Genomic DNA, 26,173 nt, shown 5'->3' on the forward strand with positions numbered 1-26,173 from the left:
GGATCAGCGGGCGGGCGGCAAGACCTGCAGGACGGCGCCGTCGGCGCCGACCGTGACGGACCCGCTGAGCGCGTCGTCAAAGGCGTGGGCGCGCAGGCTCAACGTGCCGTCCTTGCGCGATTCGATGGTCAAGTACATCCGGTTGGCGTCATAGATGTGCAGGGTCTGGGGCGCCTGCTGCACGACACCAAGCACCGCTTGGACGTCGAACTTGCTCAGGTCGCCGACCGCCGAACCCGGCAGGAGCGAAGGTTTGGGACCGAGGGTCACCCAATTCCCGTCGCGGTAAACCCACGTCACGATCTTGTGTGCGTTGGCGGTGTCGGGCCGCATGACCACCGCCTGGTCCTGGTAGACGTTCAGCTGGTAGCCGAGCGTGTCGCCGAACTGCGTCCGCATCTGCGCCAGCAGCCCGGTCACCCCGCCGAAGGTCAGCAACTGCTGGGGCGGCGGAGTGGCGGTGCCCGACGAGCCGACGCTGTTGCTCGTGCTGGGCGGTGGCGTCGACGAGGGGTTGATCGTGGCGGGGGATGTCTCGCCGCGCTGGAATGTCCAGGCGACACCTGCGCCCAGCAACACCAGCGCCGCGGCCGCCGCGATCGCGACCCAGACCAGCCGGTTGCGCGCGGTTGAGGGTGCGGTCGCAGCCGCGGCCCGGTTGGGGTACACCTGCAGATCCTAGACCAGCGACTGTAGTTCGCCGAGGGTAGTCGCCTTGGTTGCGGCGCTTATCCGCTGGCGGTGTTCCTCGGTCGATAGTTGGCCGTCGCCGAGCGCCGCGTCGAGCGCCTCGCAGGTGTTGTTGCGATCGTCGTCGGTAGCCCGGAGGTTGTCGCTGACCACAGCAAACATCGTAGGGAGCCGAGCGGCCGAAGCGCGGCGATCTCGGCCGGTGAACCGTCGCGCACCGCAACATGCGTCGCACTAGGCTTCAGTTCATGGTTCCGCTTCAGTTCATGGTTCCGAAGCTGTCCTCGCCGAAGATCTTCCTCGAATGGCCCGTGATCCGTCAGCTGCGGTCGGCCGATGCGTTCGGTCGCGGGCCGGCGGTGACCTCCAAGCACACCCGTTCGATCGTCCCGCGCACCACGACGGCCGACCGCGTCGTGCAAAGCGTGTGCCCGTACTGCGCGGTGGGGTGCGGCCAGAAGGTTTTCGTCAAGGACGAGAAGGTCGTCCAGATCGAGGGCGATCCCGACTCGCCGATTTCACGCGGGCGCCTGTGCCCCAAGGGGTCGGCGAGTGAGCAACTGGTCAACTCGCCGGGCCGGCAGACCAAGATGCTTTACCGCGCTCCGGGCGCCACCGAGTGGCAGCACCTGGACCTCAATACCGCCATCGACATGGTGGCCGACCGCTTCGTGGCAGCCCGCCGACATGCCTGGCAGGACATCGACAAGAAGGGCCACCCGCTGCGGCGCACCATGAAGATCGCCGCACTGGGCGGGGCGACGCTGGACAACGAAGAGAACTATCTGATCAAAAAGCTCTTCACCGCCGCGGGCGCCATCCAGATCGAGAATCAAGCTCGTATTTGACACTCCGCCACGGTTCCCGGTCTGGGAACCTCGTTCGGGCGCGGCGGCGCCACCCAATCACTGCAAGACATGGCCAACGCGGACTGCATCGTCATCCAGGGCTCCAACATGGCCGAGTGCCACCCCGTCGGCTTCCAGTGGGTGGAAGAGGCTAAAGCCCGCGGCGCCACGGTGATTCACGTCGACCCTCGGTTTACCCGCACCTCCGCGGTGTCCGACAAGCACATCCCGATCCGGGCCGGCTCCGATGTGGTGTTGCTGGGCGCATTGATCAACCATGTGATCGCCCAAGACCTTTGGTTCAAGGAATACGTGTTGGCCTATACTAACGCGGCCACCCTGATCAACGAAAACTACCGCGACGCCGAGGATTTGGGTGGCCTGTTCTCCGGCTTCGACCCCGAGAGCGGACAATACGACCTGTCCACCTGGGCCTACGACGGGCAGGAACAGGACGAGGCCGAGATCGAACACGGGGCCAGTGCCTCCGCGCGTGCCGCCGGTAACGTGCACGGCAGCGGCGGCCCGCCGTTGCCGCATGCCCGCGTCCGGCGCGACGAGACGCTGCAGCATCCGAGGTGCGTATTCCAGGTCGTCAAGCGGCACTACGCGCGCTACACCCCGGAGATGGTGCGCGACGTCTGTGGCATCAGCATCGAGGACTTCGATTATCTGGCCCGCGCTGTCACCGAAAACTCCGGCCGCGAACGCACCACCTGCTTCGCATACGCGGTGGGCTGGACCCAACACACACTCGGTGCTCAATTCATCCGCGCCGCAACCATTTTGCAGCTCTTGCTGGGCAACGTCGGCCGCCCCGGCAGCGGCATCATGGCGTTGCGCGGTCACGCCACCATCCAGGGCTCCACCGACATCCCCACCCTGTTCAATCTGCTGCCCGGCTATTTGTCGATGCCGAGGGCCGGGGTGCACGACACCTACCAGCAGTACATCGATGCGGTAGGGCCGAAGAACCAGAAAGGCTTCTGGGCCGAGGCCGATGCCTACATGATCAGTCTGCTCAAGGCATGGTGGGGTGATGCCGCGCGGGAAGACAACGACTGGGCGTTCGACTACCTGCCGCGGTTGTCCGGCCCGCACGGCACCTACCAGACGGTGATGGCGATGCTGGATGACGAGGTCGACGGGTATTTCCTGCTCGGCCAGAATCCCGCCGTCGGTTCGGCGCACGGCCGCATGCAGCGGATGGGGATGTCGCACCTGAAGTGGTTGGTGGTGCGCGACCTCAACCTGATCGAGTCGGCCACGTTCTGGAAGGACGGTCCCGAGATCGCCTCCGGCGAGCTCAAGGCGGAAGACATCGAAACCGAGGTGTTCTTTTTTCCGGCGGCCACGCACGTGGAGAAAGCCGGCTCGTTCACGCAAACCCAGCGACTCGTCCAATGGCGGCACAAGGCCGTCGAGCCACCCGGTGACTGCCAGAGCGAACTGCAGTTCTTTTTCGAGTTGGGCAAGCGAATCAGGCAGCGGCTGGCCGGGTCGACCGACCCGCGTGATCGCCCGCTGCTCGATCTGACCTGGGACTACCCCACCGACGAGCATGGTGATCCCGACCCCGTGGCCGTGCTGGCGGAGATCAGTGGCCGCTACCTGAACGGCCCCAACGCGGGAAAGCCGGTGCCTGGATACACCGAACTGCGTGCCGACGGATCGACGGCATGCGGCTGCTGGATCTACTCGGGTGTGTACGCCGACGGTGTCAACCAGGCCGCCCGCCGGGTGCCGCGCGGCGGACCCAGCCCGAGCCAGTCGGAATGGGGTTGGGCCTGGCCGGCCGACCGCCGCATTCTGTACAACCGCGCCTCGGCCGACCCGGACGGCAAGCCGTGGAGCGAGCGCAAGCGCTACATCTGGTGGGACGAAGCGACGGGTCGATGGGTTGGCCATGACGTCCCCGACTTTCCCGCCGACCGCGCCCCGCACGTCCGCCCGGATCCGGATATCGGCGGAGCGGCTGCGTTGGCGGGCGACGATCCGTTCATCATGCAGGCCGACGGCAAGGCGTGGCTGTTCGCGCCCAAGGGTCTGGTTGACGGTCCGCTGCCCACGCACTACGAGCCGCAGGAATCACCGGTCCGCAACGCGCTGTACCCGCAGCAGCAGAATCCGTCGCGAATCATGTTCCCACGCAAAGACAATCTGTGGGCACCCAGCGCCGGCGATCCCGGGGGTGACCTGTACCCCTATGTGTTCACCACCTACCGGCTCACCGAACACCACACCGCGGGCGGGATGAGCCGCTGGCTGCCGTATCTGGCCGAACTGCAACCGGAGATGTTCTGCGAAGTGTCCCCGGAGTTGGCGGCCGAACGCGGTCTAGAGCCGTACGGTTGGGCGACGATCATCTCGCCGCGAGCGGCGATCGAAGCCAAAGTGCTTGTCACCGAACGCATGACACCGCTGTCGATCGGCGGGCACACCGTCCACCAGATCGGGCTGCCCTACCACTGGGGCGTCGGCGGCGACGCGGTGGTCAGCGGGGACGCGGCCAACGATCTGCTGGGTGTGACGCTTGACCCCAACGTGCAGATTCAGGAGTCCAAGGCCGGGTCGTGCGACATCCGCCCGGGCCGACGGCCGCAGGGCGAAGCATTGCTCCGCCTCATCGAGGAGTACCAGTCGTGCGCAGGGGTAACCGTCGAGACGGACAATATCCGTATCACCGATCCGCGACGGGAGGCTTGATGGCGCACCTGGTCGAATCCACCGATCCGGCCGACGATGCGGGCTGGCCGGAACCGAAGCCGCGCAAGGGTTTTTTCACCGACACCTCGATCTGCATCGGATGCAAGGCGTGCGAAGTGGCGTGCAAGGAATGGAATCGCAACCCGCGCGACGGCGAGCTGGAACTACTGGGCTCGTCCTACGACAACACCGGATCACTGGGCGCGAGCACCTGGCGGCACGTGGCGTTCATCGAGCAGGGGAGCGACCGGATCGAACAGGCCCGGGAATCCGGCCGGGCGTTGGTGAGCCTGGGCATGCCCGCGGTCCCCAAACCCACTGACAGTCAGGCTGATTCGAGGCCGCCGGACACCCCGGAGTTTCGCTGGTTGATGTCCTCCGACGTCTGCAAGCACTGCACCCACGCCGGCTGCCTGGACGTGTGCCCGACCGGGGCGCTGTTCCGCACCGAGTTCGGCACCGTGGTGGTGCAGCACGACGTGTGCAACGGTTGCGGAACGTGCGTGGCCGGCTGCCCGTTCGGTGTGGTCGAGCGCCGCAGCGACGGCACCTACGCCACCCCGGCAAAACGCTCCGAACGTCCAGAACACGAGTTCGTCACGGGCGTGGCCCAAAAGTGCACGCTGTGCTACGACCGCCTGCTCGAGGACCAGACGCCGGCCTGCGCGCAGACCTGTCCGACCACGTCGATCAAGTTCGGCGACCACGACGACCTGGTGACCAAGGCACGTGAGCGGGTCGCGCAATTGCACGCCCAAGGCCGCACGGAGGCAAGGCTTTACGGCGCCAACGAGCACGACGGCGTCGGCGGCACCGGGTCGATCTTCTTGTTGCTCGACGAACCGGAGGTCTACGGGCTGCCCCCCGATCCGCGGGTGTGCACGGCCGATTTGCCGACGATGTTCAAGCGCGCCAGCATGGCCGCGGCCGGCATGGTCGGCGCGGCCGTGCTGGCGTTCTGGAGCAGCCGGTGAGCACCTCGGAATACGACAGCTTCCGTCCGCCGGAACCGACAGGCGGCAAGCGACGCCGCAAGGGCGGGCGGGGCGGCCGCCGGGGCGGCGGTTCCGACGGCTCACGCGAGATGCCGATGGTGCCCGAGGCCGAGTTCACCTCGTACTACGGGCGTCCGGTGGTCAAGCCCGCGCCCTGGGGACACGAGGTGGGCGCCTACCTGTTCTTGGGCGGCGTCGCGGGCGGTTCCGGTCTACTGGCCGCCGGCGCCCAGCTGACCGGCCGAAAACTATTGCGCCGCAACACACGAATATCCGCGTTGGTCGCGGTGTCGCTGGGTGCGGTCGCCCTGGTGAAGGACCTGGGCCGGCCCGAGCGTTTCGTCAACATGCTGCGGACGGTCAAGCTGACCTCGCCGATGAGCATCGGCTCGTGGATCCTCAGCCTGTTCAGCGCCGGCATCGGTGTCGCCGCGGCCTCGGAGATCGACCGGATGACCGGTGAGCGAATACCGTTGGGCCCGTTGCGCCCCGTGCTGCGCGCCGCGGAGGGGCCGGCCGGTTTGGAAGCCGCCGTCTTCGCCGCGCCCCTTGCCGTCTACACCGCGGTGCTGCTGACCGACACCGCCACCCCGACGTGGAATGCCGCGTACCGCGACCTGCCGTTCGTGTTCGTCAGCTCGGCGAGCCTGGCCGCATCGGGATTGGCGATGATCACCACCCCGGTCGCCGAGGCCGCACCGGCCCGCAAGCTGGCCGTCATCGGTGCGGTCAGCGATCTGATCTCCGCCCGGTTCACCGAGTTCCGGATGGACCCGGTCACCAGGGAGCCGCTGGATCACGGCACCCCCGGACGGTTGCTAAAGGGCAGTGAATTGCTTGCTGCCGCAGGCGGTTTGGGTGCACTGCTGGGCGGGCACCGGCGCGACGTCGCCGCCTTGTCCGGCCTGGCGCTGCTGGCGGCGTCGGCGATGCTGAGGTTCGGATTCTTCGAGGCGGGCAAGGAGTCGGCCCGCGACCCTCGCTACACGATGGAACCGCAGAAGCGCCGACTGGCGAAACGCCGCGCGGCCGGCATCACCGACGACTCGATCACCACCGCCGATTAGCGTCAGCGCACCTCGATGCCCGCCCCGGCGACGGTATGGCCGATCACCGGGTGACCGGGTAACTCGCCGACCACGAGCAGGCCGCCCGAGGTCTGCGCGTCCGCGAGCAGCAGCAGATCGTCCTCCGTCACGCCGGGGCCGGGCCGCAGTTGCGGCCGCACCCAGTCGAGGTTGCGCCGGGATCCGCCGGAGACGAACCCGTCGCGCAGCGCTACCCGCGCCGCCTCGAGCACCGGCACCGCGGAGCGATCGATCACGGCACCCACCTTGGAGGCCCGGCACATCTTGTACAGGTGGCCGAGTAACCCGAAACCCGTCACATCGGTGGCCGCGCGCACACCGCCGGCCACCGCGGACTCCGCGGCGTCGAGGTTGAGCCGGGTCATCGTCGCGATCGCTTCGGCGAACACTTCGCCGGTCTGCTTGTGCCGATTGTTGAGCAGCCCGACACCGAGCGGTTTGGTCAGCGTCAGCGGCAGCCCCGGTTCGGCGGCGTCATTGCGCAGCAATCGATTCGGGTCGGCCACACCGGTCACCGCCATGCCGTATTTCGGCTCCGGGTCGTCGATGGAGTGGCCGCCGATCACCGGACAGCTGGCCTCCGCGGCCACCGCCAGCCCGCCGCGCAGCACCTCGGTCATCAGTTCCAGGGGCAGCACGTCGCGCGGCCAGCCGACCAGGTTGATCGCGACCACGGGGCGTCCGCCCATCGCGTAGACATCGGAAAGCGCGTTGGCCGCGGCGATCCGGCCCCAGTCGTAGGCGTCGTCGACGACGGGCGTGAAGAAGTCCGCCGTGGACAACACCGCGAAGTCGCCGACCAAGACCGCGGCGGCGTCGTCGCCGTCGTCGAGCTCGACCAGAACGTTCCCCGTTGTTTGACCCGTCAGGCCGCGGACCGCCTCTTCCAGCTCGCCGGGCGGGATCTTGCAGGCACAGCCACCGCCGTGCGCATAGCCGGTCAGCCGGGTCTGCGTCTGAGTCATGACACGAGCCTACGAGGAGCGGAAGTGCCCACACTTTGCTCGCCTCGCAGCGACAACGGTCAACGTCGTCACATGCGACGCCGAGCCGGGTGCGTCCTGGGCTTTGAGTGTGTGCCCACGCAGGCGACACGCCGGGGTGGGCCGCCGCTACCGCACACCCAACGCCGAGCTCGCACACTTGACGCCGCGGCCGGAGGCGGGCCCGCCGGCATCGGCGCTGACCACGCTAGTTTGTGCATGGAGGCGTTTGGGTTCCTGGTGGTCCCCCCGGTCTTCAAAACCGGTGAGGTCGAGTATCTCGGTCTGGCGGGTTCGATTCCCGTCCGCCTCCGCCAGTCGCGGACCGAGGAGGTCGAGGAAGGCAAGTGACACAGGTCGACCCGCGCCGCCTGATCCCGCGCACCGATCAGCTGCTCGCGCTTCCGCCGGTGCAGGAGGCGCAGGTCCGGCTGGGCGAGCACGCGGTCCGGGCCGTCGTGCGCGACATCCAGGACCGGGCCCGCCGCGGCGACCTGGCTCCCGACCAGGTGCAGGACGCGGTGCTGGCGTCGCTGGTCACACACCGCAACACCAGGTTGCGACCGGTGCTCAACGCCACCGGCGTCGTCGTGCACACCAACCTGGGTCGTGCGCCGCTGGCCGCCAGCGCGATCGATGCACTGGTGTCCGCGAGCGGTTACGTCGACGTCGAACTCGACCTCGCCACCGGCACCCGTTCCAAGCGCGCGGTCGCTCTTTGCCAGGCCCTGATGGAGGCCTGCCCGGCCGCCGAGGAGGCGCTGGTGGTCAACAACGGCGCCGCCGCGCTGGTGCTGGCGACCACCGCGCTGGCGGCCGGCGGCGAAGTCGTGGTCAGCCGCGGCGAACTGATCGAGATCGGTGCCGGCTTCCGGCTACCCGACCTGATCGCCTCCACCGGCGCCCGCCTGCGCGAGGCCGGAACCACCAACCGCACCCACCTCAAGGACTATGCCGACGCGATCGGGCCGCAGACCGGCTGCGTGCTGAAGGTGCACCGGAGCAATTTCCGGGTGCAGGGTTTCACCTCGGCCGTCGCCGTCTCCGAGCTGCGGGCCCTGGCCGACCAGACCCGCGTGCCGCTGGTCGTCGACCTCGGCAGCGGGCTGCTCGCACCCGATGCGCTGCTGCCCGACGAGCCGGACGCGGCCACCACGTTGTCCGACGGGGCCGACGTGATCACCGCCAGCGGCGACAAGCTGCTCGGCGGGCCGCAGGCCGGCATCGTGCTCGGCCGCGGCGACGTGGTCACGCGGATGGCACGGCATCCGTTGGCCCGCGCGGTTCGTGCCGACAAGCTCACCCTCGCCGCGCTCGAGGCCACGATCCGGGCCGGCACCTCGCCGGTGACCCAGGCCCTGCACGCCGATCCGGACCGACTGCGGGCACGCGCGTTGCGCCTCGCCGAGGCCGTCGGCGCATCGGTCGTCGCCCACGACGGCCGGGTCGGTGGCGGTGGGGCCCCGGGCGTCCCGTTGCCCGGGTGGGCGGTGCGGCTTGCCGAGCCCGCGGCGGCCGCCCTGCGCGCCGGCGAGCCGGCGGTGCTGCCCCGGGTACACGACGGCGCGTGCCTGCTGGATCTGCGCTGCATCCCCGAGTCCGACGACGTTCGCCTGCTGCAGGCGGTGCGTGTCGCGTTGGCGGCGACGCCCGAGGCGGACCACTGAGCAGTCACGTTGTGGCCACCGCCGGCCACGTCGACCACGGCAAGAGCACCCTGATCCGTGCGCTCACCGGCATGGAGCCCGACCGGTGGGAGGAGGAGCGCCGCCGCGGGTTGACCATCGACCTCGGCTTCGCCTGGACCACGCTGCCCTCGGGCCGCGAGGTCGCGTTCGTCGACGTGCCCGGACACCAGCGCTTCCTGGCCAACACTCTCGCCGGCCTCGGCCCCGTACCGGTGGTCTGCTTCGTCGTCGCCGCGGACGAGGGCTGGCAGGCCCAGTCCAGCGACCACCGCGACGCGCTCGCGGCGCTGGGAATCCGGCACGGCCTGATCGCGATCACCCGCGCCGACCGCGCTCCGGACCGCGCCACCGCGGTACTGGCGCAGGCCCGCGACGAGCTGGCCGGCACCGGGCTCCGGGATGCGCCCGGCGTCGTCGTGTCCGCGGTCGAGGGGACCGGGCTGACCGAACTGCGCGCCACCCTCGATCGTGTCCTCGAGCAGCTGCCCGCGCCCGAGACCACCGCCCAGGTACGACTGTGGGTCGATCGCTGCTTCACGATCACCGGCGCCGGCACCGTCGTGACGGGCACGCTCGCGGCCGGCACGGTGGCGCGCGGCGACCGGTTGGACGTGCTCGGGGCGGACCAGCCGCAGTCGGTGGTGATCCGCGGGTTGCAGAGCCGGGGCGAGCTCTACCCGGCGCTGGGACCGGTGGCCCGGGTCGCGCTCAACCTGCGCGGCGTTGCACGCGAGGTCGTACACCGCGGGCACGCGCTGGTCACGCCAGGGACATGGCCGAACACCGACACGCTGGACATCCGGCGCACCACCGGCGGGCCGTTGACCGAGGCCGCGGCTCGACTCGTCGTGCACGTCGGCACCGCGGCCGTACCCGCGCGACTGCGGCCCTTCGACGACGACCATGGCCGCCTCACGCTCGACCGCCGCCTGCCGCTGGTGCTCGGCGACCGGTTGGTGCTGCGCGACCCGGGCGGCCAGCGCGTGCTCGCCGGTGCCCTGGTGCTCGATGCCGACCCCCCGGTGTTGCGACGGCGCGGTGACGGAACCCGCCGCGCCGCGGCCCTGACCGCGATGGACGCAACCGGTGACGTCGGCGCCGAGGTGGCCCGGCGTGGCGCGGTGCGGGAGAGCCGGCTGCGGCGGCTGGGGCTCCTCACGTCACCGGATGCCACCCCGCAGGGCATCCGGGTACTCGACGGCTGGTGGGTGCACGACGCGACATATGATGCCTGGCATCAGCGCCTGCGAGCCGCGGTCGAGGAGCTGCACACGCGAGACCCGTTGGCAGCGGGGCTATCTCGGGGCGCCGCATGCGACCTGCTGGCGCTGCCGGACGAGTCGCTGCTCGACGCCGTCGCCCGCGACGCGGGACTCGAGCAGCGCGGCGGCCATCTTCGGGTGCCCGGCGCGCGCGACGACCTTGGCCTCGCCGAGGCCGGCGTCGCCGAACTGGAAGCGCGACTGCGGGCCGAACCCTTCCACGCGCCGGAGGCCGACGACCTGTCGGCACTGCGACTGTCAGCCCGCGAATTGGCCGCGGCCGAGCGGGCCGGGCGGTTGTTGCGGCTGCGCGACGGCGTGGTGTTGTTGCCCACCGCACCGGCGTTGGCGATGCGCGAGCTGGCCCGGCTGGAGCAGCCATTCACCACGAGCCGAGCGCGGCAGGCGCTCGGCACCACGCGGCGGGTGGCGATTCCGTTGCTGGAGCATCTCGACGCCCGCGGCTGGACCCGGCGCGTGGACGCCGGGCATCGCGAGGTGGTGCGATGAATTCCGTTGCGGCCCAGGAGGTTAACGAGTGATCATTGTCGTCGGTGCGGGGATATGCGGGCTCGCCACCGCCTACGAGTTGTCGCGGCGCGGGCAGCAGACGGTCGTGTTCGAACGCGGTGAGCCGTTCGCCGGGTTGTCCGCGGGTCTGGCGCGCATCTTCCGCATCGCGCATCAACGCGCGGCGCTGTGCAGGCTCGCGATCCGGGCCCGGGCCGGCTGGCAGCGCTGGGAACGCGACCTCGAGGCGGGGCGGCTGCTCGGCTCGGAGGGGTTCATCGCGGCGGACCCGCCCGCGGAGACCGCGACGGCGATGACGGAGGCCGGCGCCGAATTCGCCTGGCTGGACCGCCACCAGATCGAGGCCCGGATCCCGTTCGTCGCGGCCCCGTGGGAGGGCGGGATCTTCGATCCCCTCGGGGGCAGCTTGCGGATTCGGCGCGCGCTGACCGCCGTGGCCGCCTGGGTGGAGATCCGGCGCGGCCAGGTCGTGTCGCTCGGTGACGACGGCTCGGTGCGTCTGGTCGACGGCACCGTGCTGCGTGGTGAACAAGTCGTGGTGTGCGTGGGGGCCCAGACGCCGGAGCTACTCGGCCCGCTCGACGTCGAGCTCATCCCGCACACCCGCTACACGTACCAGGGCGCCGACACCACCGGTGCCGCCTGCCTGGCCGCGCCCGACGGCTATGGATTGCCGCTGGGTAGCACGGGTCGCTGGGCGTTCGGTCAGCGGAGACCGGATCCGGGCGGCGTGCGGGCGCTGTTCCCGTCGCTGTCGCCGGTAGGCCAGGTGGACTGCTTCTCGGTGCACGCTCCGTGGCTCGACGCCGGCGGGGACGGATGGCAGGTGGTGCGCCGCGGCCGTGTCGTCGGCTTCGTCGGCAACAACCTGATGAAGTTCGGGCCGTTGCTCGGCGAACTTCTCGCCGAGGCCGCGTGTAGCGAGGGGCTGCCCGGCGAACTGACGCTCGGTTGAGGCGAGAGCCGTTGCACCACGATGAATGGGCCATGATGGTCGTGAAGCAGCCGCATCGATGAGGGAGCCCAACATTCGCGGGTTGAGAAAAATTCGACTGCCGGTGCGTGTCTTGTCGTTGCGTACCATCGTCATCGTCGCGCAATTGGGCGTGATCGCTCTCGTGGTCACGCTGGGCGTATGGGTATGGGTCGGCGTCACCAAGACCAATACAGCCAGCTCGACCGGCGCCTGGACTCCGTCAGCAGCCTCGGCGACATCAACACATTGCTCAACAGCCCACACCAGAACAGCCCCGATCGGACCACACCGGACGGCAACCTGGTGCGCACCGCCCGCGTCGGGGGTCTGACGGTGTCGGTGCCCAGCGACATCGTCTTGCCCAAACTCGCAACGGCTACGCGAACACGACCATCAACGGTGTGCAGTACCGCGTCCGGACCTTCAACGCGGGCCCGGTTTCGATCGCGCTGGCCGAGGCCCAGCATCGGATCAACGAACTGCACTTGCGGGTGCTGTTGATCTGAACTCGGTGAGCCAGCCGCTGCTCATCAACAGCATCGCGCCGCACACCAGCATCGTCACGAACATGGCGATCAACGCGGCGCTGGTGGTGTGTTTCAGCCTGGTCGCCGCCCTCGTCGGGGTGTCCCTGCTGGACCGGATCGGCCGTAAACCCTTGCAGATGCTGGGCTTCGGCCTCTCGGCGTTGTCGATGGCACTGATCGCCGCGATACCGGGGCTGACGTCGACGGTGACGCCGTTCGCGGTGGTCTTCGGGTTGTCGCTGTTCGGCATCGCCGTGGGACCCAACTACACGACAATGCTATTGGCGGCGGAATCCTATCCGACTGAGATCCGCAGTACGGCGCATGGGATTTCGGCCGGCACCGCCAAGGTGGGCGCCTTCCTGGGCGCCCTGATCACCCCGGTCGCGCTGGCCCACCTCGGTTTGCGGCCGACGGTTCTGATCGCCGGTGTGTGCTTTACGCTCGGCATCCTCGCCACCACGCTGCTCACCGAACCCAAGGACGTCGCGCTGGATACCCGCGACATCGCGGCTGGGCGGCGGAAAGGATTCTCCCGCAAGCTCATTGCCACACCCGCTGCGCAGCGAGCGTCGGCATGACGGCAGTCGACGGCGGCGTCGCCGCCCGGTACGCGCGGTGAAACGGGGTGGGCCGGCCGATCACCGTGGTGACGACCAGCGCGGCGAGCGACCCCGGTCCGGACCGGGTGCTGGTCGCGGTCGATCTGGCCACGATCTGCGGGAGCGACCTGCATACCGTGTCTGGACGTCGGGACGCCCCGCATCCGGGCATCCTCGGGCACGAGCAGGTGGGCCATGTGGTCGCCATCGGTTCCGGCGGGCGTCCGCGCTATGCCAACGACGCCGAGGTGGCGATCGGCGACCGGGTCGTGTGGTCCCTCACCGCGTCCTGTGGGCGGTGCCGCAATTGCGTATGGGGCCTGGAACAGAAGTGCGAACATCTCAAGAAGTACGGTCACGAGGCGCTCGACAGTGCGTGGCCGCTCAACGGCGGCTTCGCCAGTCACTGTGTCCTGTTGCCGGGCACCACGATTGTCAAAGTGCCGGACCGTGTGCCGGACACGGTGGCCGCACCCGCGTCGTGCGCCACCACCACCGTCGCGGCGGTACTCGACGCCGCCGAACTCGATCGGCACCGCGATCCCACCCGGATCCTGATCACCGGCGCGGGCATGCTGGGCGTCACCGCGGCCGCGATGGCCGATGCCACCGGTGCCTGGGTTTCGGTGTGCGATCCCGATCCGGTACGACAGGAGACGGGGTACAACTTCGGGGCCGATCTCGTCGTCGGTGACGCAGTGGAGGTGCCGCCGGTCGACGTGGCGTTGGAATTATCGGGCAGCCCAACGGCTGTCGAAGCGTGCATCGCCAGTTTGGACGTCGGCGGCCGGGCCGTCCTGGCGGGCTCGGTGTCCGCCAGTCAGCCCATAGCGATCGATCCCGAGCATCTCGTCCGCAATCTCATGACAATCACTGGAGTGCACAATTACCGCCCCCTGCATCTTCAAACTGCCATCGATTTCCTCGCTACTCACCACGACCGCTACCCCTTCGCCGACCTGGTGGCGGCGGCGGCCGATCTGGACCACCTGGACGATGCGCTACGCACCGCGGCGGCCTCCCGGCTACAGCGCCAATCATTAGCCTGCAAGCTGCCCGGGTGATCACCGGAATTCCGGAGCAAGTGGACCACGACGAAGCCGTCGCGCCCGGATGGGTGACGATCGAGGACGGTTGTATCAGCGCCGTGGGCACCCAGCACCGCCACACGCGCATCAAGTCGACTTGCGACCGTTACAGCTCTGGCCGGCGTTCACCGACCTGCACTCGGACTCGCTGCCGCGCTTCGAATCTCCCCGGCCCGGTACCGTGATTCCGCTCGACGTGGCGCTGGAGGACTTCGCCACCGACGCGGTCGCCCACGGCGTGGTACGGCCCTACCTGTGCATTTCGGTGGGCGAAGGGCCCGACACGGCGGACGGATATCGCCGGGCGCATGCCGTGTTACAAACCCTGCAGCGCGTCGCGGGCGAGCTGCCGGCGCCCGTGCCGGTTCATCTTCGTGTCGACGTCAGCGACCCCGAAGCCGTCGACGGCACCGCCGAACTGCTGCGCCGGCACGGCCGGCGGATCGGGCTGCTGTCGGTGATGGACCACACCCCCGGACAGGGGCAATACCAAACCGAACGAGCGTGGCGTCCGGCGATGGTAACCGGCTGTGTCTCGACGACGACGAACTCAACCGCTGGCTGGCCAGCCTACATCGGCATGCCGCCGGAACACCCTTGCGCCGCAAACAGATTGCCTGCTTCGCCGCGGCGCATAACACGGTGTTCGCCACGCATGATCCGGACAGCGAAGGCGCGGTCACCGAGGCGGCGGCGATGCGCGCCAGCATTTGCGAGTTCCCCCTCAACCTGGAAGCCCCTGCCGCAGCACGCAATAACGGGCTCGCGGTCGTGATGGGCGCACCCAACGCGTGGCGAGAATCCTCGCACCTGAGCAATCTGTCCGCGCGCGACGCGATCGAGGCCGGCGTGGTCGACGTGCTCACCTCGGACGATCACAGCGGGTCATTGGCGCGCGCCGCCGTGGCCATCAGCGATGCCGGGGTGGATTCGATCGACTCCGCGGTGGCCATGCCCACAACCCATCCGCGCCAGGTCGTCGCGTCCTCGAGCTGCGACATCGGCGGGCTGGTGCCGGGACAACCGGCCGACATGGTCGCGGTGCGCACGCAACCAACGGCCGCCGTCGTGGCGACCTGGTCGTCGGGCCGACAGGTCAGCGGTCCCGCGCTTTGGTGATGTGTCGCAACGGAACTGGGTGGGCGGCTTAGTACGGCGAGGACTGCTGGGCGAGGTTCAGCAGCGCGTATGCCGCGCAGAGCAGGAAATTCAGTGCCAGCAGCGTCATTCCCGCGGTCAGCAAAGAACGCGCGCCCTCGCGTCTGAGCTGGCGGTACTTTGCGGTCCGGGCTTCACGGTCGAGTTCGGCCGCAATCAACGCGAATCGGACATTGGCCTCTTCGCTGGCCGAGCACGGTGCGCCGGCCAGCATGGCTCTGAGCCGGGCCGGTGAAGTTTCGACACCGACGCGCGCGAAGCGGTGGCAAAGCCGCCGCGCGTGCCGACGGCCGAGGACCCCACCGCGCATGTCCAGCTGATGCGAGAGTTTCGCTCGCTCATTTCCCCGCGGGCTCGGCGCCATAATCCGCAGCCTAATTCGCTCGGGCCGGTTTTCGGGTAGCCGCGCAACTACCACCCTGGGTTTCGCGACAATCCCCCACGCAGTTGCTCGGCGTGCCAGTTGGCGAGTTCCACACTCGCTGAAAAGACGGATCCATTGCGGGGCTCCTGGATTGTCGTCCGGTCGAGGTACTGATCGGATCTTTACATCCGGCCGGATGGAGGTCCAATTCGAATCTGTGATGCCCGTAATCTGTATCGATGATGCTCTGGGCCAGCCACTTTCGCCGTCATCACGACGGGATGCGAAACGTTTATGCCGCGACGTCAATTTCGCGGATAGGGCGTGATATGCCTCGCTAATCTAACTATTCTTCGGGACCTTCGGGTCGCATTTCGGCCGATCCCAATCGGGTAAACCGATGCCGTTCAGCGTTTGCGCTTCAAGGACCCGACGATGATTCGCGTGGTCAATTCGGCTCGTCGCCTCGAATACTGCCGCGCATCCGAGAGGATCGGATATACCACGCCGCCGACAATGGCATCCGCGGCCGACTCGGCGGTGGCCGCATCGATGCCGTCGGCCAACAGCCGGGTGCGGACGCTGTCGTGCAACGGCAAACTGAATCCGGCGCGCAACTTCACCGCGGTTTCTTCGTGCTCCATGCAGGCAACGGTCAACGTCCGCAGCATCGCCGTGCCGCGTTCGGTGGTCAGTGTTGCGGTCAAGTTGCGCACCCAGCTGACCAGGTCGGCCGCCAGGTCGTCGGTGTGAGCGACCGACGCGAGAATCTTGTCGGCGTCTTCCAGCATGACATCGGTCACCAATGCCGGCCGGCTGGGCCACCAGCGATAGATCGTCTGCTTTCCCACGCCGGCGCGTGCGGCGACTGCCTCGATCGTCAACCCGTCGAATCCGCGCTCGAAAAGTAGTTCGCGCGTGGCGGTGACGATCGCGATCCGCGACTTCTCGCTGCGGCGCCGTGGCGCGCCGGCCGGCCGGTTCGTGTGGGTGAGATCGGTTGGCATCTGGTGATCCTCGTCTGTCCGGCCCCTCGCCGTCCCCGCCTAGTCCGGGGTCGCTTTATAGACCTCGGCCCGCCCCGGTAATCTTCCATACCACGAGACGGTTCGTCTTGTAAGACGGAAGGATATCAGCCGGTGCGGCCGAAGCCCGTGTTCGCCACAACGTGGGCGCGGTCATGACCCTGGGACTGACCCCCGAACAGCAGGAACTCAGCGAAGCCGTCGGCCAATTCGCCGCCTGCCACGCTCCGATCGCCGCCACGCGGGACACGTTCGACGCCCTGGCGGCCGGTCAGCTGCCCGCGTGGTGGGACGCGCTGGTGGCCAACGGCTTTCACGCCGTCCATCTTCCCGAGGATCTCGGCGGTCAGGGCGGGCGGCTGATGGATGCCGCGTGCGTGCTGGAGGCGGCGGCCAAGGCGCTGCTGCCCGGGCCGCTGCTGCCGACCGTGATCACGGGAGCCGTTGCGCTGCTGGCAGATCCGGCGCCGGCGTCGGAATCGCTGGTACGAGAGCTGGCATCCGGAATGCCCGCGGCCGTGGTGCTGCCCGACGACGGCGATTTCCGGGCGCGCTCCGACGGCGAGGGATGGCTGGTCACCGGGAGCTCGAAGGTCACCGCGGGCGCGTGTGCTGCCCGAGTGATCCTGGTCGGCGCTCGCACCGACGGTGACGACGCCGTCTGGGTCGCGGTCGATACCGGAGAGCCGACTGCGACAGTCGAATCCGTGCCGGGCACAGACCTCGTCGTCGACGTCGGGGTGTTGCGGCTCGCCCACCATCGCGCGGCCGAGTCCGACGTCCTGACCGGAATCGACGCGGACCGCGGGGCGGGTGTGGTCGTCGGCCTGGTGGCCAGCACGACGGCCGGAATCGTGCAGTGGTGCGTCGACGTGGTCACCGCGCACCTGCGCACCCGGGAACAGTTCGGCAAGGTGATCGGGACCTTTCAGGCTCTGCAACACAGCGCGGCGATGCTGTTGGTCAACAGCGAGCTGGCCACCGCGGCGGCCTGGGACGCGGTCCGGGCCGCCGCCGAATCACTGGACCAGCACCGCATTGCGGCGGCCGGCGCGGCGACGATCGCGGTCTCGCCGGTACCCGATCTGGTTCTCGATGCGCTGACGATGCTCGGCGCCATCGGTTTCACCTGGGAACACGACGTACACCTCTACTGGCGCCGAGCAATCAGCCTGGCCGGCTCGATCGGTCCGGCGAATCGCTGGGCACGCCGGCTGGGCGAGCTGACCTGCAGTCAGACCCGCGCCATGTCGGTCAATCTCGGCGACGCCGAAGCCGAGTTCCGGTCCTGGGTCGCCGAGACGCTGGATGCCGCAATGCAATTGCGCAACGACACGCCCGCGCCGCACGGCGACTACCCGGACCAGGCGTCCGGGCCGCAACGCACGTTGATCGCCGACGCTGGACTGATGGCCCCGCACTGGCCGGCGCCGTGGGGCGTCGATGCGGACCCGTTGAAACAACTCATCATCGACGAGGAGTTCGCCAAGCGGCCCGGGCTGGTTCAGCCCTCGCTGAACATCGCAGAGTGGATCTTGCCCTCGGTGCTGGCCGCCGCGCCAAAAGAGCTGCAGGAGAGGCTGATTCCGTCGACCCAACGCGGCGCGATTCATTGGTGCCAGCTGTTCAGCGAGCCGGGAGCCGGCTCGGACCTCGCGTCGCTGACCACCCGGGCGACCAAGGTCGACGGCGGCTGGCGGATCAACGGCCACAAGATCTGGACGTCCTTGGCGCAGTACGCCGACCTGGGCGCGCTTTTGGCCCGCACCGACCCCGAGGCCGGCAAGCACCGCGGCATCGGCTATTTCCTGCTCGACATGCGATCGCCGGGCATCGAAATTCAGCCGATCAAGACGGCGACCGGGCAGGCTTATTTCAACGAAGTCTTCCTCAACGACGTCTTCATCCCCGACGAGATGCTGCTGGGCGGACCCACCGACGGCTGGACCCTCGCGATCGCCACCATGGCCGAAGAGCGGTCGGCCATCGGCGGCTACGTCAAGTTCGACCGGGCGGTCGCGATCCGCCGGCTCGCCGGGCAACCCGGGCCAGACCGTGACGACGCGCTGCGTGAGCTCGGTGAGCTCGACGCCTACACCAACGCCATCAGGGCGCTCGGGGTGCGCGAAACCATCCGGCTGCTCGACGGTCAGGCGTCGGGTCCGGCGTCCAGCATCGCCAAAGTGGCGATGAACGTGCTGCTGCGACGGACCTTCCAGGCCACGCTGCAGCTGACCGGGCAGGTCGCGATGGTCGATGACGACGGCCGCGGTCGTGGAGCCTTATCTGCATCTTCCCGCCGAGCTGATCGGTGGCGGCACCAGGGAGATCCAGTTGAACATCATCGCGCAGATGATCCTCGGGCTGCCGCGCAAGTAACCGTCGAAAACAAGGAAGCGCCATGGGATTACGCGGAGAGGCCGCGATCGTCGGATACGTCGAGCTGCCGCCCGAGCGGCTGAACAAGGCCTCGCCGGCGCCCTTCGTGCTCGAGCAGTGGGCCGAGCTCTCCGCGGCCGCCTTGGACGACGCGGGGCTGCCGGCCGAGGTGGTCAACGGGATCGTCGCCTCCCACCTTGCCAAGTCCGAGATCTTCGTGCCCTCCACGATCGCCGAATACTTGGGCGTGGGCGCGCGATTCGCCGAACACGTGGATCTCGGCGGAGCCAGTGCCGCGGCCATGGTGTGGCGGGCGGCCGCGGCGGTCGAGCTCGGCATCTGTGACGCCGTGCTGTGTGCGCTGCCGGCCCGCTACATCACGCCGTCGTCGAAACTGAAGCCCCGGACGATGGTGGACGCGATGTTCTTCGGTTCGTCGAGCAACCAATACGGCTCTCCGCAAGCCGAATTCGAGATTCCGTATGGAAACCTCGGCCAGAACGGGCCGTACGGCCAGGTGGCGCGGCGTTATGCGGCGATCTACGGGTACGACGAGCGGGCGATGGCCAAGATCGTCGTCGACACCCGCACCAACGCCAATCACACCGACGGCGCGATCTGGAAGGACAAGCCGCTCACGGTCGACGACGTGCTGGCCAGCCCGGTGATCGCCGACCCGCTGCACATGCTGGAGATCGTGATGCCCTGCGTCGGGGGTGCCGCGGTCGTCGTCGCCAACGCCGATGTCGCCAGGCGGTCGCGCAATCGCCCGGTGTGGATCAAGGGATTTGGCGAGCACGTTCCGTTCAAGACGCCCACCTACGCCGAGGATCTGCTGTCCACGCCGATCGTGGCGGCGGCCGACACCGCCTTCGCCATGACCGATCTGACCCGTGACCAGATGGACATGGCGTCGATCTACGACTGCTACACGATCACGGTGCTGCTGTCGCTGGAGGATGCGGGCTTTTGCCAGAAAGGAACCGGGATGGAGTTCGTCGCCAACCACGACTTGACCTTCCGCGGCACTTCCCGCTCAACACCGCCGGCGGTCAGCTCGGCTTCGGACAAGCCGGATTGGCCGGCGGCATGCACCACGTCTGCGACGCCACCCGCCAGATCATGGTCCGCGCGGGAGCCGCGCAGGTCTCCGACTGCAACCGGGCCTTCGTGTCCGGCAACGGCGGAATCCTGTCCGAGCAGACGGCGCTCATCCTGCAAGGGGACTGACTGAGGAACTTCGAGCGACCGATGCCGGTCAAAACGCCTACCACCGCGCCGTTTTGGGATGCGCTGGCCCAGCATCGCATCGTCATCCAGTACTCGCCCTCGTCGGACAGGTACGTGTTCTATCCGCGGGTGCGCGCACCCCGCACGCTGGCCGACGACTTGGAGTGGCGCGAAATATCGGGCATGGGGACGTTGTATTCGTTCACCGTGGCGCACCGGCCGGTCCGCCCGCACTTCGCCGACGCCGTTCCGCAACTGCTCGCGATCGTCGAATGGGACGAGGGGCCAAAGTTTTCCACCGAGATGGTCAACGTCGAGCCCGCCGACCTGGCTGTCGTCATGCGGGTACGCCCGGTGTTCTTCGACTATCCCGAACACGACGTCACGATGCTACGCTACGAGCCCGCCGGCTAGCTCGCCCGGGCTACTTCAGCTCCTCGGTCGGCACGTCGTAGCGCTGCTGGTACGCACGCACCCGCTCACGCATCTCGCCGGCGTCCCGCCCGGTGTCCGACCAGGTGTAGCGTCCGCGTCCGCCATCCCCGGGATGGGCGGTCAGGAAGTCGCGCATCTTCTGCTCGGCCTCGGGCTTGAGCTCTCGGCCCAGCTTGGCGTAGATATCCTTGATCGTCGCCCACGGATCCTTGACGAAATCGGTGAACTGAACGTCGATCATCCGGTCCGCGGGCACGACACCGCTGTCGCGGAACGACATTCCGCGGTCGAGGCCGACGACGATCTCTTCGTACGACTGCGCCGCGCATTCGGCGATGTTCGTCTCGTCGCTGCCCATCCGTCGTAGGTGGTTGGTGAGCGCGGCGATCGACGAGATGACATTGAGCGGATCGCGGTGCGTCTGCACGATCAACGCGTCGGGGTACTCGGCCATCAGCTTGTCCAGCTGCCACAGGTGCGCCGGTGACTTCAGCAGCCACTGGCCGGGCACACCAGACTGCAGGTGCTGCAAGAAGATCCGATGGAATCGATAGGCGCCGGTGTGGTCCGCCTCGTACATGAGCCAGCGGGCGTAGCTGGGCAGCCGGTACTGCACGGGGAAGATCATGCTGGTGAATTCGCTGGCCGTGATGCGCACGCACTCCTGCCCGACCAGCGCGCCCATCGGGTGAAACGCGAGGAAGCCGGGGATGATCTGCTCGGACATTTCGATGGTGGCCTGCGTCTGCGCGATACGGGGATCGGTGTGATAGGTCTCGGGCCGCGAGACCGGGCAGGGCGCGTCGACCTCCCAGGTCAGCGGTGGCCGCAGCTCGGGATCCTGGGCCAGCAGATCGTAGAGAATGGTCGTGCCGGTGCGGGGCTGGCCGACGATGAAGATCGGCGAAGTGATTGGCTCGCCGGCGATTTCGGGATGCTCTTTGCGCCACGCGGTCACACCGAGCCGGTTTGTCAGCGCGCGGATGATGTCGAGGTAGGCGACCTCCACGCCGATCGCCGACAGCCGTGCCTCGTTGACCAGGCCGTCGGCGAGACGTTCCAGTCCGGGCCGCCATCCGTCGGCGCCGAAGTCGTCGCAGCCGGCCTGTTCGCAGGCGGCGGCGATCAGGCTGTGGGCTTGTCGAATCCGGGTAGCCGGGCCGCGACGCCCGTGGTCACCTCGGTGCGCAGCGAGAGCGAAAACTGGCGCAGGTCCTCGGCGACGGCCGGATCGGATAACCCGGGGCGCACCCAGATCTCGGTCAGATCGTCGATATTGCTATGTGCCAGCCCGTCGAACGCGCGCTTGCGCGCGGCCGGCACCCGCATCGCCTGCGCCACGGCCTTGAACGTCGTCTTCGACTTGGCCGCCAGGATCACCGGCTTGAGTATCGGCGGCGGAAAGTGTTCGAACGCATCGCAACTCGTCAGCACCAGCGCACCGAGGCGCTCCGGGTAGTGCACCGCGACGAGTTGGGTGACCACTCCACCGGTGTCATTGCCGACCAGCACCACGTCCTCGAGGTCGAGCGCGGCCAGCACGTCGGCGACGATGCGGGCCACGCCGCGGATGGTCCGGTCGGCCCCCGGGCGCAGCGGTTGCGGGTGCGCGCCCAGCGGCCAGGTGGGGGCTATGCAGCGCAGCCCGCGACCGGCGAGTTTTTCGCTGACGCGACGCCAGAGCTCTCTGCCCATCATGTAGCCGTGCACGAACATGACTGGCCTGCCGTTTTCGGGTCCGGTTGCGTCGTAATGGATGGTCCCGGCACTAATGTCGATCGTCGACATGGATAACTCCTACTCAGAGATGGGCATTTACAAACAGGCTGTCTGTGCGTAAGTTACCAACAGGCTGTATGGAAAGCAAGAGACGGACTCAGGAGGAGCGCTCCGCGGCGACCCGCGACGCGCTGATCTCGGCTGCCCGCCGGCTGTGGGGCGAGCGCGGCTACGCCGACGTGAGCACGCCCGAGATCGCGGCGACCGCCGGGGTGACCCGGGGCGCAATGTATCACCAATTCGCCGACAAAGCAGCACTATTCGCCGAAGTTGTCGAGGTGGTGGAACAGGATGTGATGGGCCGGATGGCCACCATCGTCGGGGCTTCGGGCGCAACGACTCCGGCCGACGCGATCCGCGCCGCCGTCGACGCCTGGCTCGAGGTCTCCAGCGATCCCGAAGTCCGTCAGCTGATCCTGCTGGACGCGCCCAGCGTGCTGGGGTGGGCGGGGTTCCGTGACGTCGCGCAGCGGTACAGCTTGGGGATGACCGAACAGATGCTGGCCGAGGCGATCAAGGCCGGTCAGTTGGCGCCTCAGCCGACCCGCCCGTTGGCGCACGTGCTGATCGGCGCGCTCGACGAGGCGGCGATGGCGATCGCCACCTCCGACGACCAAAAGCGCGCCCGCCGCGAAACCTGCCGGGTGCTACATCGGTTGATCGACGGGATGCTGCACGACCCCACGCGCTAGCGGCGGCTCTGGGCGAAGAATTGCCAGATCGTCGCCGTGGCGTCGAGCGCGGTGGACGGCGCGGGAAGGCCGAGGCGCTGCGCACCCGGAGTCGATTCGCCGCCGGGCCATTGATGTCCCGCGCCGGCCACCGAGATCAACTCCACGGTGCGCCCGTCCGCACACCCGGCCGTCTGAGTGGTCACGTCCCCGGCCGTTGTCGACGCCGGTGAACTACATCCGTCGATGGCGCGCCAGATGGCGTTGACCGCTTCCGCCGATGGGCCGTCCACGCGCAGAATCCCGTTGGCGCCGAGCGTTTTACCGGGACCGCCGTTGTAGGGGACCAGCTCGTCGGCGGTGCCGTGGATTTGCAGCACCGAGGTCGGCCGCGCCCCGGCGCAGTCCGTCAGCAGGGTCCCCGCAACGGGTGCGATCGCGGCGAAAATACCGGTCTGGCAGCCCAGCCGCAGCGCCATCATCGCCCCGTTCGACATACCAGTGACGTAGACGCGGGCCCGATCGATCGGGATCTGTTGCTCGATCGCGGCGACCATCGCGGTGAGGAATCCGACGTCGTCGACGTTGTCGCGCTGCGGTTGACCACAGCAGGTACCGGCGTTCCAGGCGCGGTTGAGCCCGTCGGGATAGGCGACCAGGAAATGACCGCCGTCGGCCGCGCCGTCCCAATGGTAGGCACGTTCGGCCTGCGCTCCGGTGCCGAAGCCGCCGTGCAGCATCACCACCAGCGGGACAGCATCGGTCAGGCCTTGCGGCCGGTACAGGTGAAAGGTCCTGCTCACTCCGCCCGCCTCGATGCTCTGGGTGGATTGCCCGACCGGAATCGACGCAGCACCCGGTGTTCCCAAGGCGTGTCCGCCGCCCGCGCATCCGGCGAGCCCGACGACCAACGTTGCGAGAACGCACACGCTCAGCGTGCGGAAGCAGCCGGATCGCATGAGGTCATCGTGGCACCCACTGCCGATTTTGACAAGGTGCTTGTCAATTTCGCCACGAATGGCACACTGCTTGTCATGCGACTGGACGACGACTGGCAGCCCACCGTGCCGGCGCTGGTGAATCTGGTTGCGGCCTCCGGGGCGCCCCGGTTACGGGCGGCGTTCGCCGCGGCCGGGCTGGACGGGATCCGCCCCGCGCAAGCGGTGGCATTGGTGCCCCTGGCGGCCGGCGGACTGCATGCGTCGGCGGTGGCCGACCGCCTCAGGGTGAGCCGGCAGGCGGTGGCCCAGGCGGTGGCGGCCCTGGAGCGACACGGATACGTCCGCCGCGGGCCGGACCCCCTCGACGCTCGCGCCCGAATCATCGAGCTGACACCACGAGGCCGGCAGGCGCTGCGGGTAATGCGTTCCAGCGCACTCGAATTGGAGAAGAGATGGCAGCAGGTGCTTGGTGAGCAGCGACTGGGCGCGTTTCGCGAGACGTTGATGATGCTGCTGTCGGCGCAATCCGGCCAATAACCACGGGTGGCCAGGGCCCCGCCGAAAAGGGACGAGTGACCCTAGGCGCCGGGACCCGGCCGCATCGACAATCGCACCATGTCAACTATTGACACCGAACGCATGCTGATCGAATCGGCGGTTCCGACGTTCGACGCGATGCTCGCCGAGCATGTGGTCGTGGCCGCAGACGCGCCGAGCACCTTCCAGGCCGCCAAGGGCCTAGACCTGCTCACCGTGCGCACACCGCTGTTGGTGGCGTGCATGTGGATTCGGAACCTGCCGGCTCGGCTGTCGGGTCGGTCGGTGCCTGCGCCGCCACGCGTGGTGATCGCGGAGCACACTCTGCCGGGCTGGTTGGTGTTGGGCGAACGACCGAACCGCGAATTCGCTTTCGGCGCGGCGGGCAAATTCTGGCAGCCGGTGATCGCATGGCGCGACGTGGCGCCGGCGGATTTCGCCGGCTTCGCCGAACCCGGCTGGGGAAAGATAGCCGCCAACTTCTCGGCGGCGCCCTACGGTGAAAGCCACACCCTGCTCAGCTACCAATGCCGAACTGTCACAACCGATCCCGCAGCACGACGGCGATTCCTGCGTTACTGGTGGCTGATCCGGCCCTTCGTCGCACACATCATGCGCGCCACGTTGAACACGATCAGAGCCAACGCCGAGGCGGTGCGCTGATCACTTAACGGGCGTAGCGGCGACCGGGCCCCGGCGGAAGGCATGTCCGTCGCCAATCATGTTGTTGTTAAGGCGTTCTCAGGAATACATCGTTGAGCGTGACGGTACGCAGGTTCCGGTCCCGGATGGTGTCGATGAGTTGCGGATACACGTGCGTGACGGGCAGGTGATTGAGGTGGCCGATCACGATGGCCTGCGGGACGAAATACTGGTCGATCATCTTGAGGATGTATTCCTCGGTGATCAGCGTGGAATCCGACAACGAACCCGACCACAGGGTAGGCACGGTGTAGCCGAGTTCGTTGGCCACGGCGTCGACGGCGCCGTTGTGCTTGCCGTAGGGCGGCCGGTAATACGGTTTGGCGCCGACGCCGTAGGTCTTCTTCAGAAACTCGTCGTTGCGCTTGAGCTCTTCTTCGACCTTGCTCTGCGTCAGCGACGTCAAGTCCGGGTGTGACCAGGTGTGGTTGCCGAGCTGAATCTGCCCGGACTCCACCAACGGGCGCAACAGATCCAGATTGTCGGTCCACGAATTGTAGATCCCGTTGACGAAAAAGGTCATTCGGGCGCCGGTGTCCTTGGCCAGCTGCGTGTAGGCCCGCACGACATCGCTGTTTACCCCGTCATCGAGGGTCAGCGCGAGCAGGTCGCCGTCTCCGGGAATCGTCATCAGTGCCCCGCCACCCGGCAGCGGGATCCGGGCACTCAGGGGCGGGGGCGGCAACAAACCGACCGGCGATGGGGCGACCGGCCCAGATGTCGCGGCGGCATCGAGAGGCACCTGCGCAAACGTTCGCGGTTGCGGGTCGACGATCAGGCGCGCGGCGCCCACAGCGGCAACCGTGGCCGCGGCAAGCGAGCCGAGAAATCGGCGCCGTTTCATCTCTTCCATGGCTCGGCTCCGGTCAACCCGCGAAGCAAATGATTTGCGGTGGGGCGGCCGACAGGCAAGCCCGCGTACGGGTTGTCTACCTTGCCAAACTGCGCGGCCACAGCAGCGAACCGTA

22 protein-coding genes, 1 tRNA gene and 4 pseudogenes are annotated in these 26,173 nt (G+C 68.1%); 17 read left to right on the forward strand and 10 right to left on the reverse strand.

What is annotated here, in order from left to right:
• Positions 1–3 precede the first annotated feature (3 nt).
• Together T428_RS28690 and T428_RS32150 are read right to left on the reverse strand one after the other, a co-directional pair.
• The gene (locus T428_RS28690; protein ID WP_051465261.1) at positions 4–669 is read right to left on the reverse strand and encodes a hypothetical protein; all 666 of its coding nucleotides are present in this window, start codon (positions 667–669) and stop codon (positions 4–6) included.
• 9 nt (positions 670–678) lie between these two features.
• A complete protein-coding gene (locus T428_RS32150; protein WP_169733663.1) occupies positions 679–843 on the reverse strand; it encodes a DUF1707 SHOCT-like domain-containing protein in 165 nt (54 codons plus the stop codon).
• 113 nt (positions 844–956) lie between these two features.
• Between T428_RS32150 and fdh the strand changes: the two genes are divergently transcribed.
• Genes fdh through nrfD form a run of 3 tightly spaced genes read left to right on the forward strand, consistent with a single transcriptional unit; the run spans position 957 to position 6,306 of the window.
• Positions 957–4,244 carry a formate dehydrogenase gene (gene fdh / locus T428_RS0116180; protein ID WP_425412046.1) on the forward strand — a complete coding sequence of 1,096 codons (3,288 nt, stop codon included), beginning with the start codon at positions 957–959 and terminating at the stop codon, positions 4,242–4,244.
• Positions 4,244–5,218 carry a 4Fe-4S dicluster domain-containing protein gene (locus tag T428_RS0116185; RefSeq protein ID WP_025737300.1) on the forward strand — a complete coding sequence of 325 codons (975 nt, stop codon included), beginning with the start codon at positions 4,244–4,246 and terminating at the stop codon, positions 5,216–5,218. The genes fdh and T428_RS0116185 overlap by 1 nt, the downstream gene beginning before the upstream one ends.
• Positions 5,215–6,306, forward strand: coding sequence for an NrfD/PsrC family molybdoenzyme membrane anchor subunit (gene nrfD, locus T428_RS0116190; protein WP_025737301.1), 1,092 nt, complete (start codon positions 5,215–5,217; stop codon positions 6,304–6,306). The genes T428_RS0116185 and nrfD overlap by 4 nt, the downstream gene beginning before the upstream one ends.
• A gap of 2 nt (positions 6,307–6,308) precedes the next feature.
• On the opposite strand, the gene selD is transcribed toward nrfD, so the two are convergent.
• Positions 6,309–7,292 (reverse strand): selenide, water dikinase SelD, encoded by a 984-nt coding sequence (gene selD, locus T428_RS0116195; RefSeq protein WP_025737302.1) that lies wholly within the window; start codon positions 7,290–7,292, stop codon positions 6,309–6,311.
• Positions 7,293–7,531: 239 nt separating this feature from the next.
• On the opposite strand from selD, the gene T428_RS0116200 reads away from it, so the two are divergent.
• The 7 genes and pseudogenes from T428_RS0116200 (at position 7,532) to T428_RS28695 (ending at position 13,960) form a co-directional block, all read left to right on the forward strand.
• A tRNA-Sec gene (locus T428_RS0116200) sits at positions 7,532–7,627 on the forward strand.
• A 30-nt stretch (positions 7,628–7,657) separates the two neighbouring features.
• On the forward strand, positions 7,658–8,977 hold the full coding sequence (gene selA, locus T428_RS0116205) for an L-seryl-tRNA(Sec) selenium transferase (protein WP_025737303.1): 1,320 nt from the start codon (positions 7,658–7,660) through the stop codon (positions 8,975–8,977).
• Positions 8,978–8,988: 11 nt separating this feature from the next.
• The gene (gene selB / locus T428_RS0116210) at positions 8,989–10,770 is read left to right on the forward strand and encodes a selenocysteine-specific translation elongation factor (RefSeq protein WP_245604952.1); all 1,782 of its coding nucleotides are present in this window, start codon (positions 8,989–8,991) and stop codon (positions 10,768–10,770) included.
• A 28-nt stretch (positions 10,771–10,798) separates the two neighbouring features.
• Positions 10,799–11,746, forward strand: a complete 948-nt coding sequence (locus T428_RS0116215) for an NAD(P)/FAD-dependent oxidoreductase (RefSeq protein WP_025737305.1) — start codon at positions 10,799–10,801, stop codon at positions 11,744–11,746.
• Positions 11,747–11,849: 103 nt separating this feature from the next.
• Positions 11,850–12,270 (forward strand): annotated as a pseudogene (locus T428_RS32155) (two-component sensor histidine kinase); the annotation flags it as partial.
• Positions 12,271–12,278: 8 nt separating this feature from the next.
• Entirely contained in the window at positions 12,279–12,875 is a 597-nt protein-coding gene (locus tag T428_RS0116230) for an MFS transporter (RefSeq protein ID WP_025737307.1), read from the forward strand.
• A 47-nt stretch (positions 12,876–12,922) separates the two neighbouring features.
• On the forward strand, positions 12,923–13,960 hold the full coding sequence (locus tag T428_RS28695) for a zinc-binding dehydrogenase (RefSeq protein WP_036468224.1): 1,038 nt from the start codon (positions 12,923–12,925) through the stop codon (positions 13,958–13,960).
• 340 nt (positions 13,961–14,300) lie between these two features.
• On the opposite strand, the gene T428_RS32850 is transcribed toward T428_RS28695, so the two are convergent.
• Complete coding sequence (locus tag T428_RS32850) at positions 14,301–14,477, reverse strand: hypothetical protein (RefSeq protein WP_156942977.1); 177 nt, start codon at positions 14,475–14,477, stop codon at positions 14,301–14,303.
• A gap of 11 nt (positions 14,478–14,488) precedes the next feature.
• Between T428_RS32850 and T428_RS0116245 the strand changes: the two genes are divergently transcribed.
• Positions 14,489–15,103: an amidohydrolase family protein gene (locus T428_RS0116245; protein WP_025737308.1), complete on the forward strand. Its 615-nt coding sequence runs from the start codon at positions 14,489–14,491 to the stop codon at positions 15,101–15,103.
• A 28-nt stretch (positions 15,104–15,131) separates the two neighbouring features.
• On the opposite strand, the gene T428_RS0116250 is transcribed toward T428_RS0116245, so the two are convergent.
• Together T428_RS0116250 and T428_RS0116255 are read right to left on the reverse strand one after the other, a co-directional pair.
• Positions 15,132–15,506 carry a hypothetical protein gene (locus tag T428_RS0116250; RefSeq protein ID WP_245604953.1) on the reverse strand — a complete coding sequence of 125 codons (375 nt, stop codon included), beginning with the start codon at positions 15,504–15,506 and terminating at the stop codon, positions 15,132–15,134.
• Positions 15,507–15,913: 407 nt separating this feature from the next.
• Positions 15,914–16,513, reverse strand: a complete 600-nt coding sequence (locus T428_RS0116255) for a TetR/AcrR family transcriptional regulator (RefSeq protein ID WP_025737310.1) — start codon at positions 16,511–16,513, stop codon at positions 15,914–15,916.
• A gap of 173 nt (positions 16,514–16,686) precedes the next feature.
• Here T428_RS0116255 and T428_RS28700 point away from each other — a divergent pair.
• The 3 genes and pseudogenes from T428_RS28700 to T428_RS0116270 all read left to right on the forward strand — a co-directional run bounded on the left by T428_RS28700 (position 16,687) and on the right by T428_RS0116270 (position 20,554).
• A pseudogene (locus T428_RS28700) lies at positions 16,687–18,910 on the forward strand (acyl-CoA dehydrogenase family protein).
• Positions 18,911–18,932: 22 nt separating this feature from the next.
• Positions 18,933–20,140: pseudogene (locus T428_RS28705) on the forward strand (thiolase family protein).
• Positions 20,141–20,554 (forward strand): Zn-ribbon domain-containing OB-fold protein, encoded by a 414-nt coding sequence (locus T428_RS0116270; RefSeq protein ID WP_025737311.1) that lies wholly within the window; start codon positions 20,141–20,143, stop codon positions 20,552–20,554.
• 10 nt (positions 20,555–20,564) lie between these two features.
• On the opposite strand, the gene T428_RS0116275 is transcribed toward T428_RS0116270, so the two are convergent.
• Entirely contained in the window at positions 20,565–21,722 is a 1,158-nt protein-coding gene (locus tag T428_RS0116275; RefSeq protein WP_036468226.1) for a sulfotransferase family protein, read from the reverse strand.
• A pseudogene (locus tag T428_RS28710) lies at positions 21,710–22,363 on the reverse strand (alpha/beta fold hydrolase); the annotation flags it as partial. The pseudogene T428_RS28710 and the gene T428_RS0116275, both read right to left, overlap by 13 nt.
• Before the next feature lie 68 nt (positions 22,364–22,431).
• Between T428_RS28710 and T428_RS0116285 the strand changes: the two are divergent.
• Complete coding sequence (locus T428_RS0116285) at positions 22,432–23,046, forward strand: TetR/AcrR family transcriptional regulator (protein WP_025737313.1); 615 nt, start codon at positions 22,432–22,434, stop codon at positions 23,044–23,046.
• On the opposite strand, the gene T428_RS0116290 is transcribed toward T428_RS0116285, so the two are convergent.
• A complete protein-coding gene (locus tag T428_RS0116290; protein WP_025737314.1) occupies positions 23,043–23,984 on the reverse strand; it encodes a CE1 family esterase in 942 nt (313 codons plus the stop codon). The two genes, T428_RS0116285 and T428_RS0116290, sit on opposite strands and share 4 nt — an antisense overlap.
• A 75-nt stretch (positions 23,985–24,059) precedes the next feature.
• On the opposite strand from T428_RS0116290, the gene T428_RS0116295 reads away from it, so the two are divergent.
• Together T428_RS0116295 and T428_RS0116300 are read left to right on the forward strand one after the other, a co-directional pair.
• Positions 24,060–24,503, forward strand: coding sequence for a MarR family winged helix-turn-helix transcriptional regulator (locus T428_RS0116295; RefSeq protein WP_025737316.1), 444 nt, complete (start codon positions 24,060–24,062; stop codon positions 24,501–24,503).
• Positions 24,504–24,581: 78 nt separating this feature from the next.
• The gene (locus T428_RS0116300; protein WP_036468228.1) at positions 24,582–25,166 is read left to right on the forward strand and encodes a hypothetical protein; all 585 of its coding nucleotides are present in this window, start codon (positions 24,582–24,584) and stop codon (positions 25,164–25,166) included.
• Between the two features lie 67 nt (positions 25,167–25,233).
• On the opposite strand, the gene T428_RS0116305 is transcribed toward T428_RS0116300, so the two are convergent.
• A complete protein-coding gene (locus T428_RS0116305) occupies positions 25,234–26,049 on the reverse strand; it encodes a polysaccharide deacetylase family protein (RefSeq protein WP_025737318.1) in 816 nt (271 codons plus the stop codon).
• Between the last annotated feature and the right edge of the window lie 124 nt (positions 26,050–26,173).

Origin of the sequence: Mycobacterium genavense ATCC 51234, assembly GCF_000526915.1 — a bacterium.
Classification (GTDB): domain Bacteria; phylum Actinomycetota; class Actinomycetes; order Mycobacteriales; family Mycobacteriaceae; genus Mycobacterium; species Mycobacterium genavense.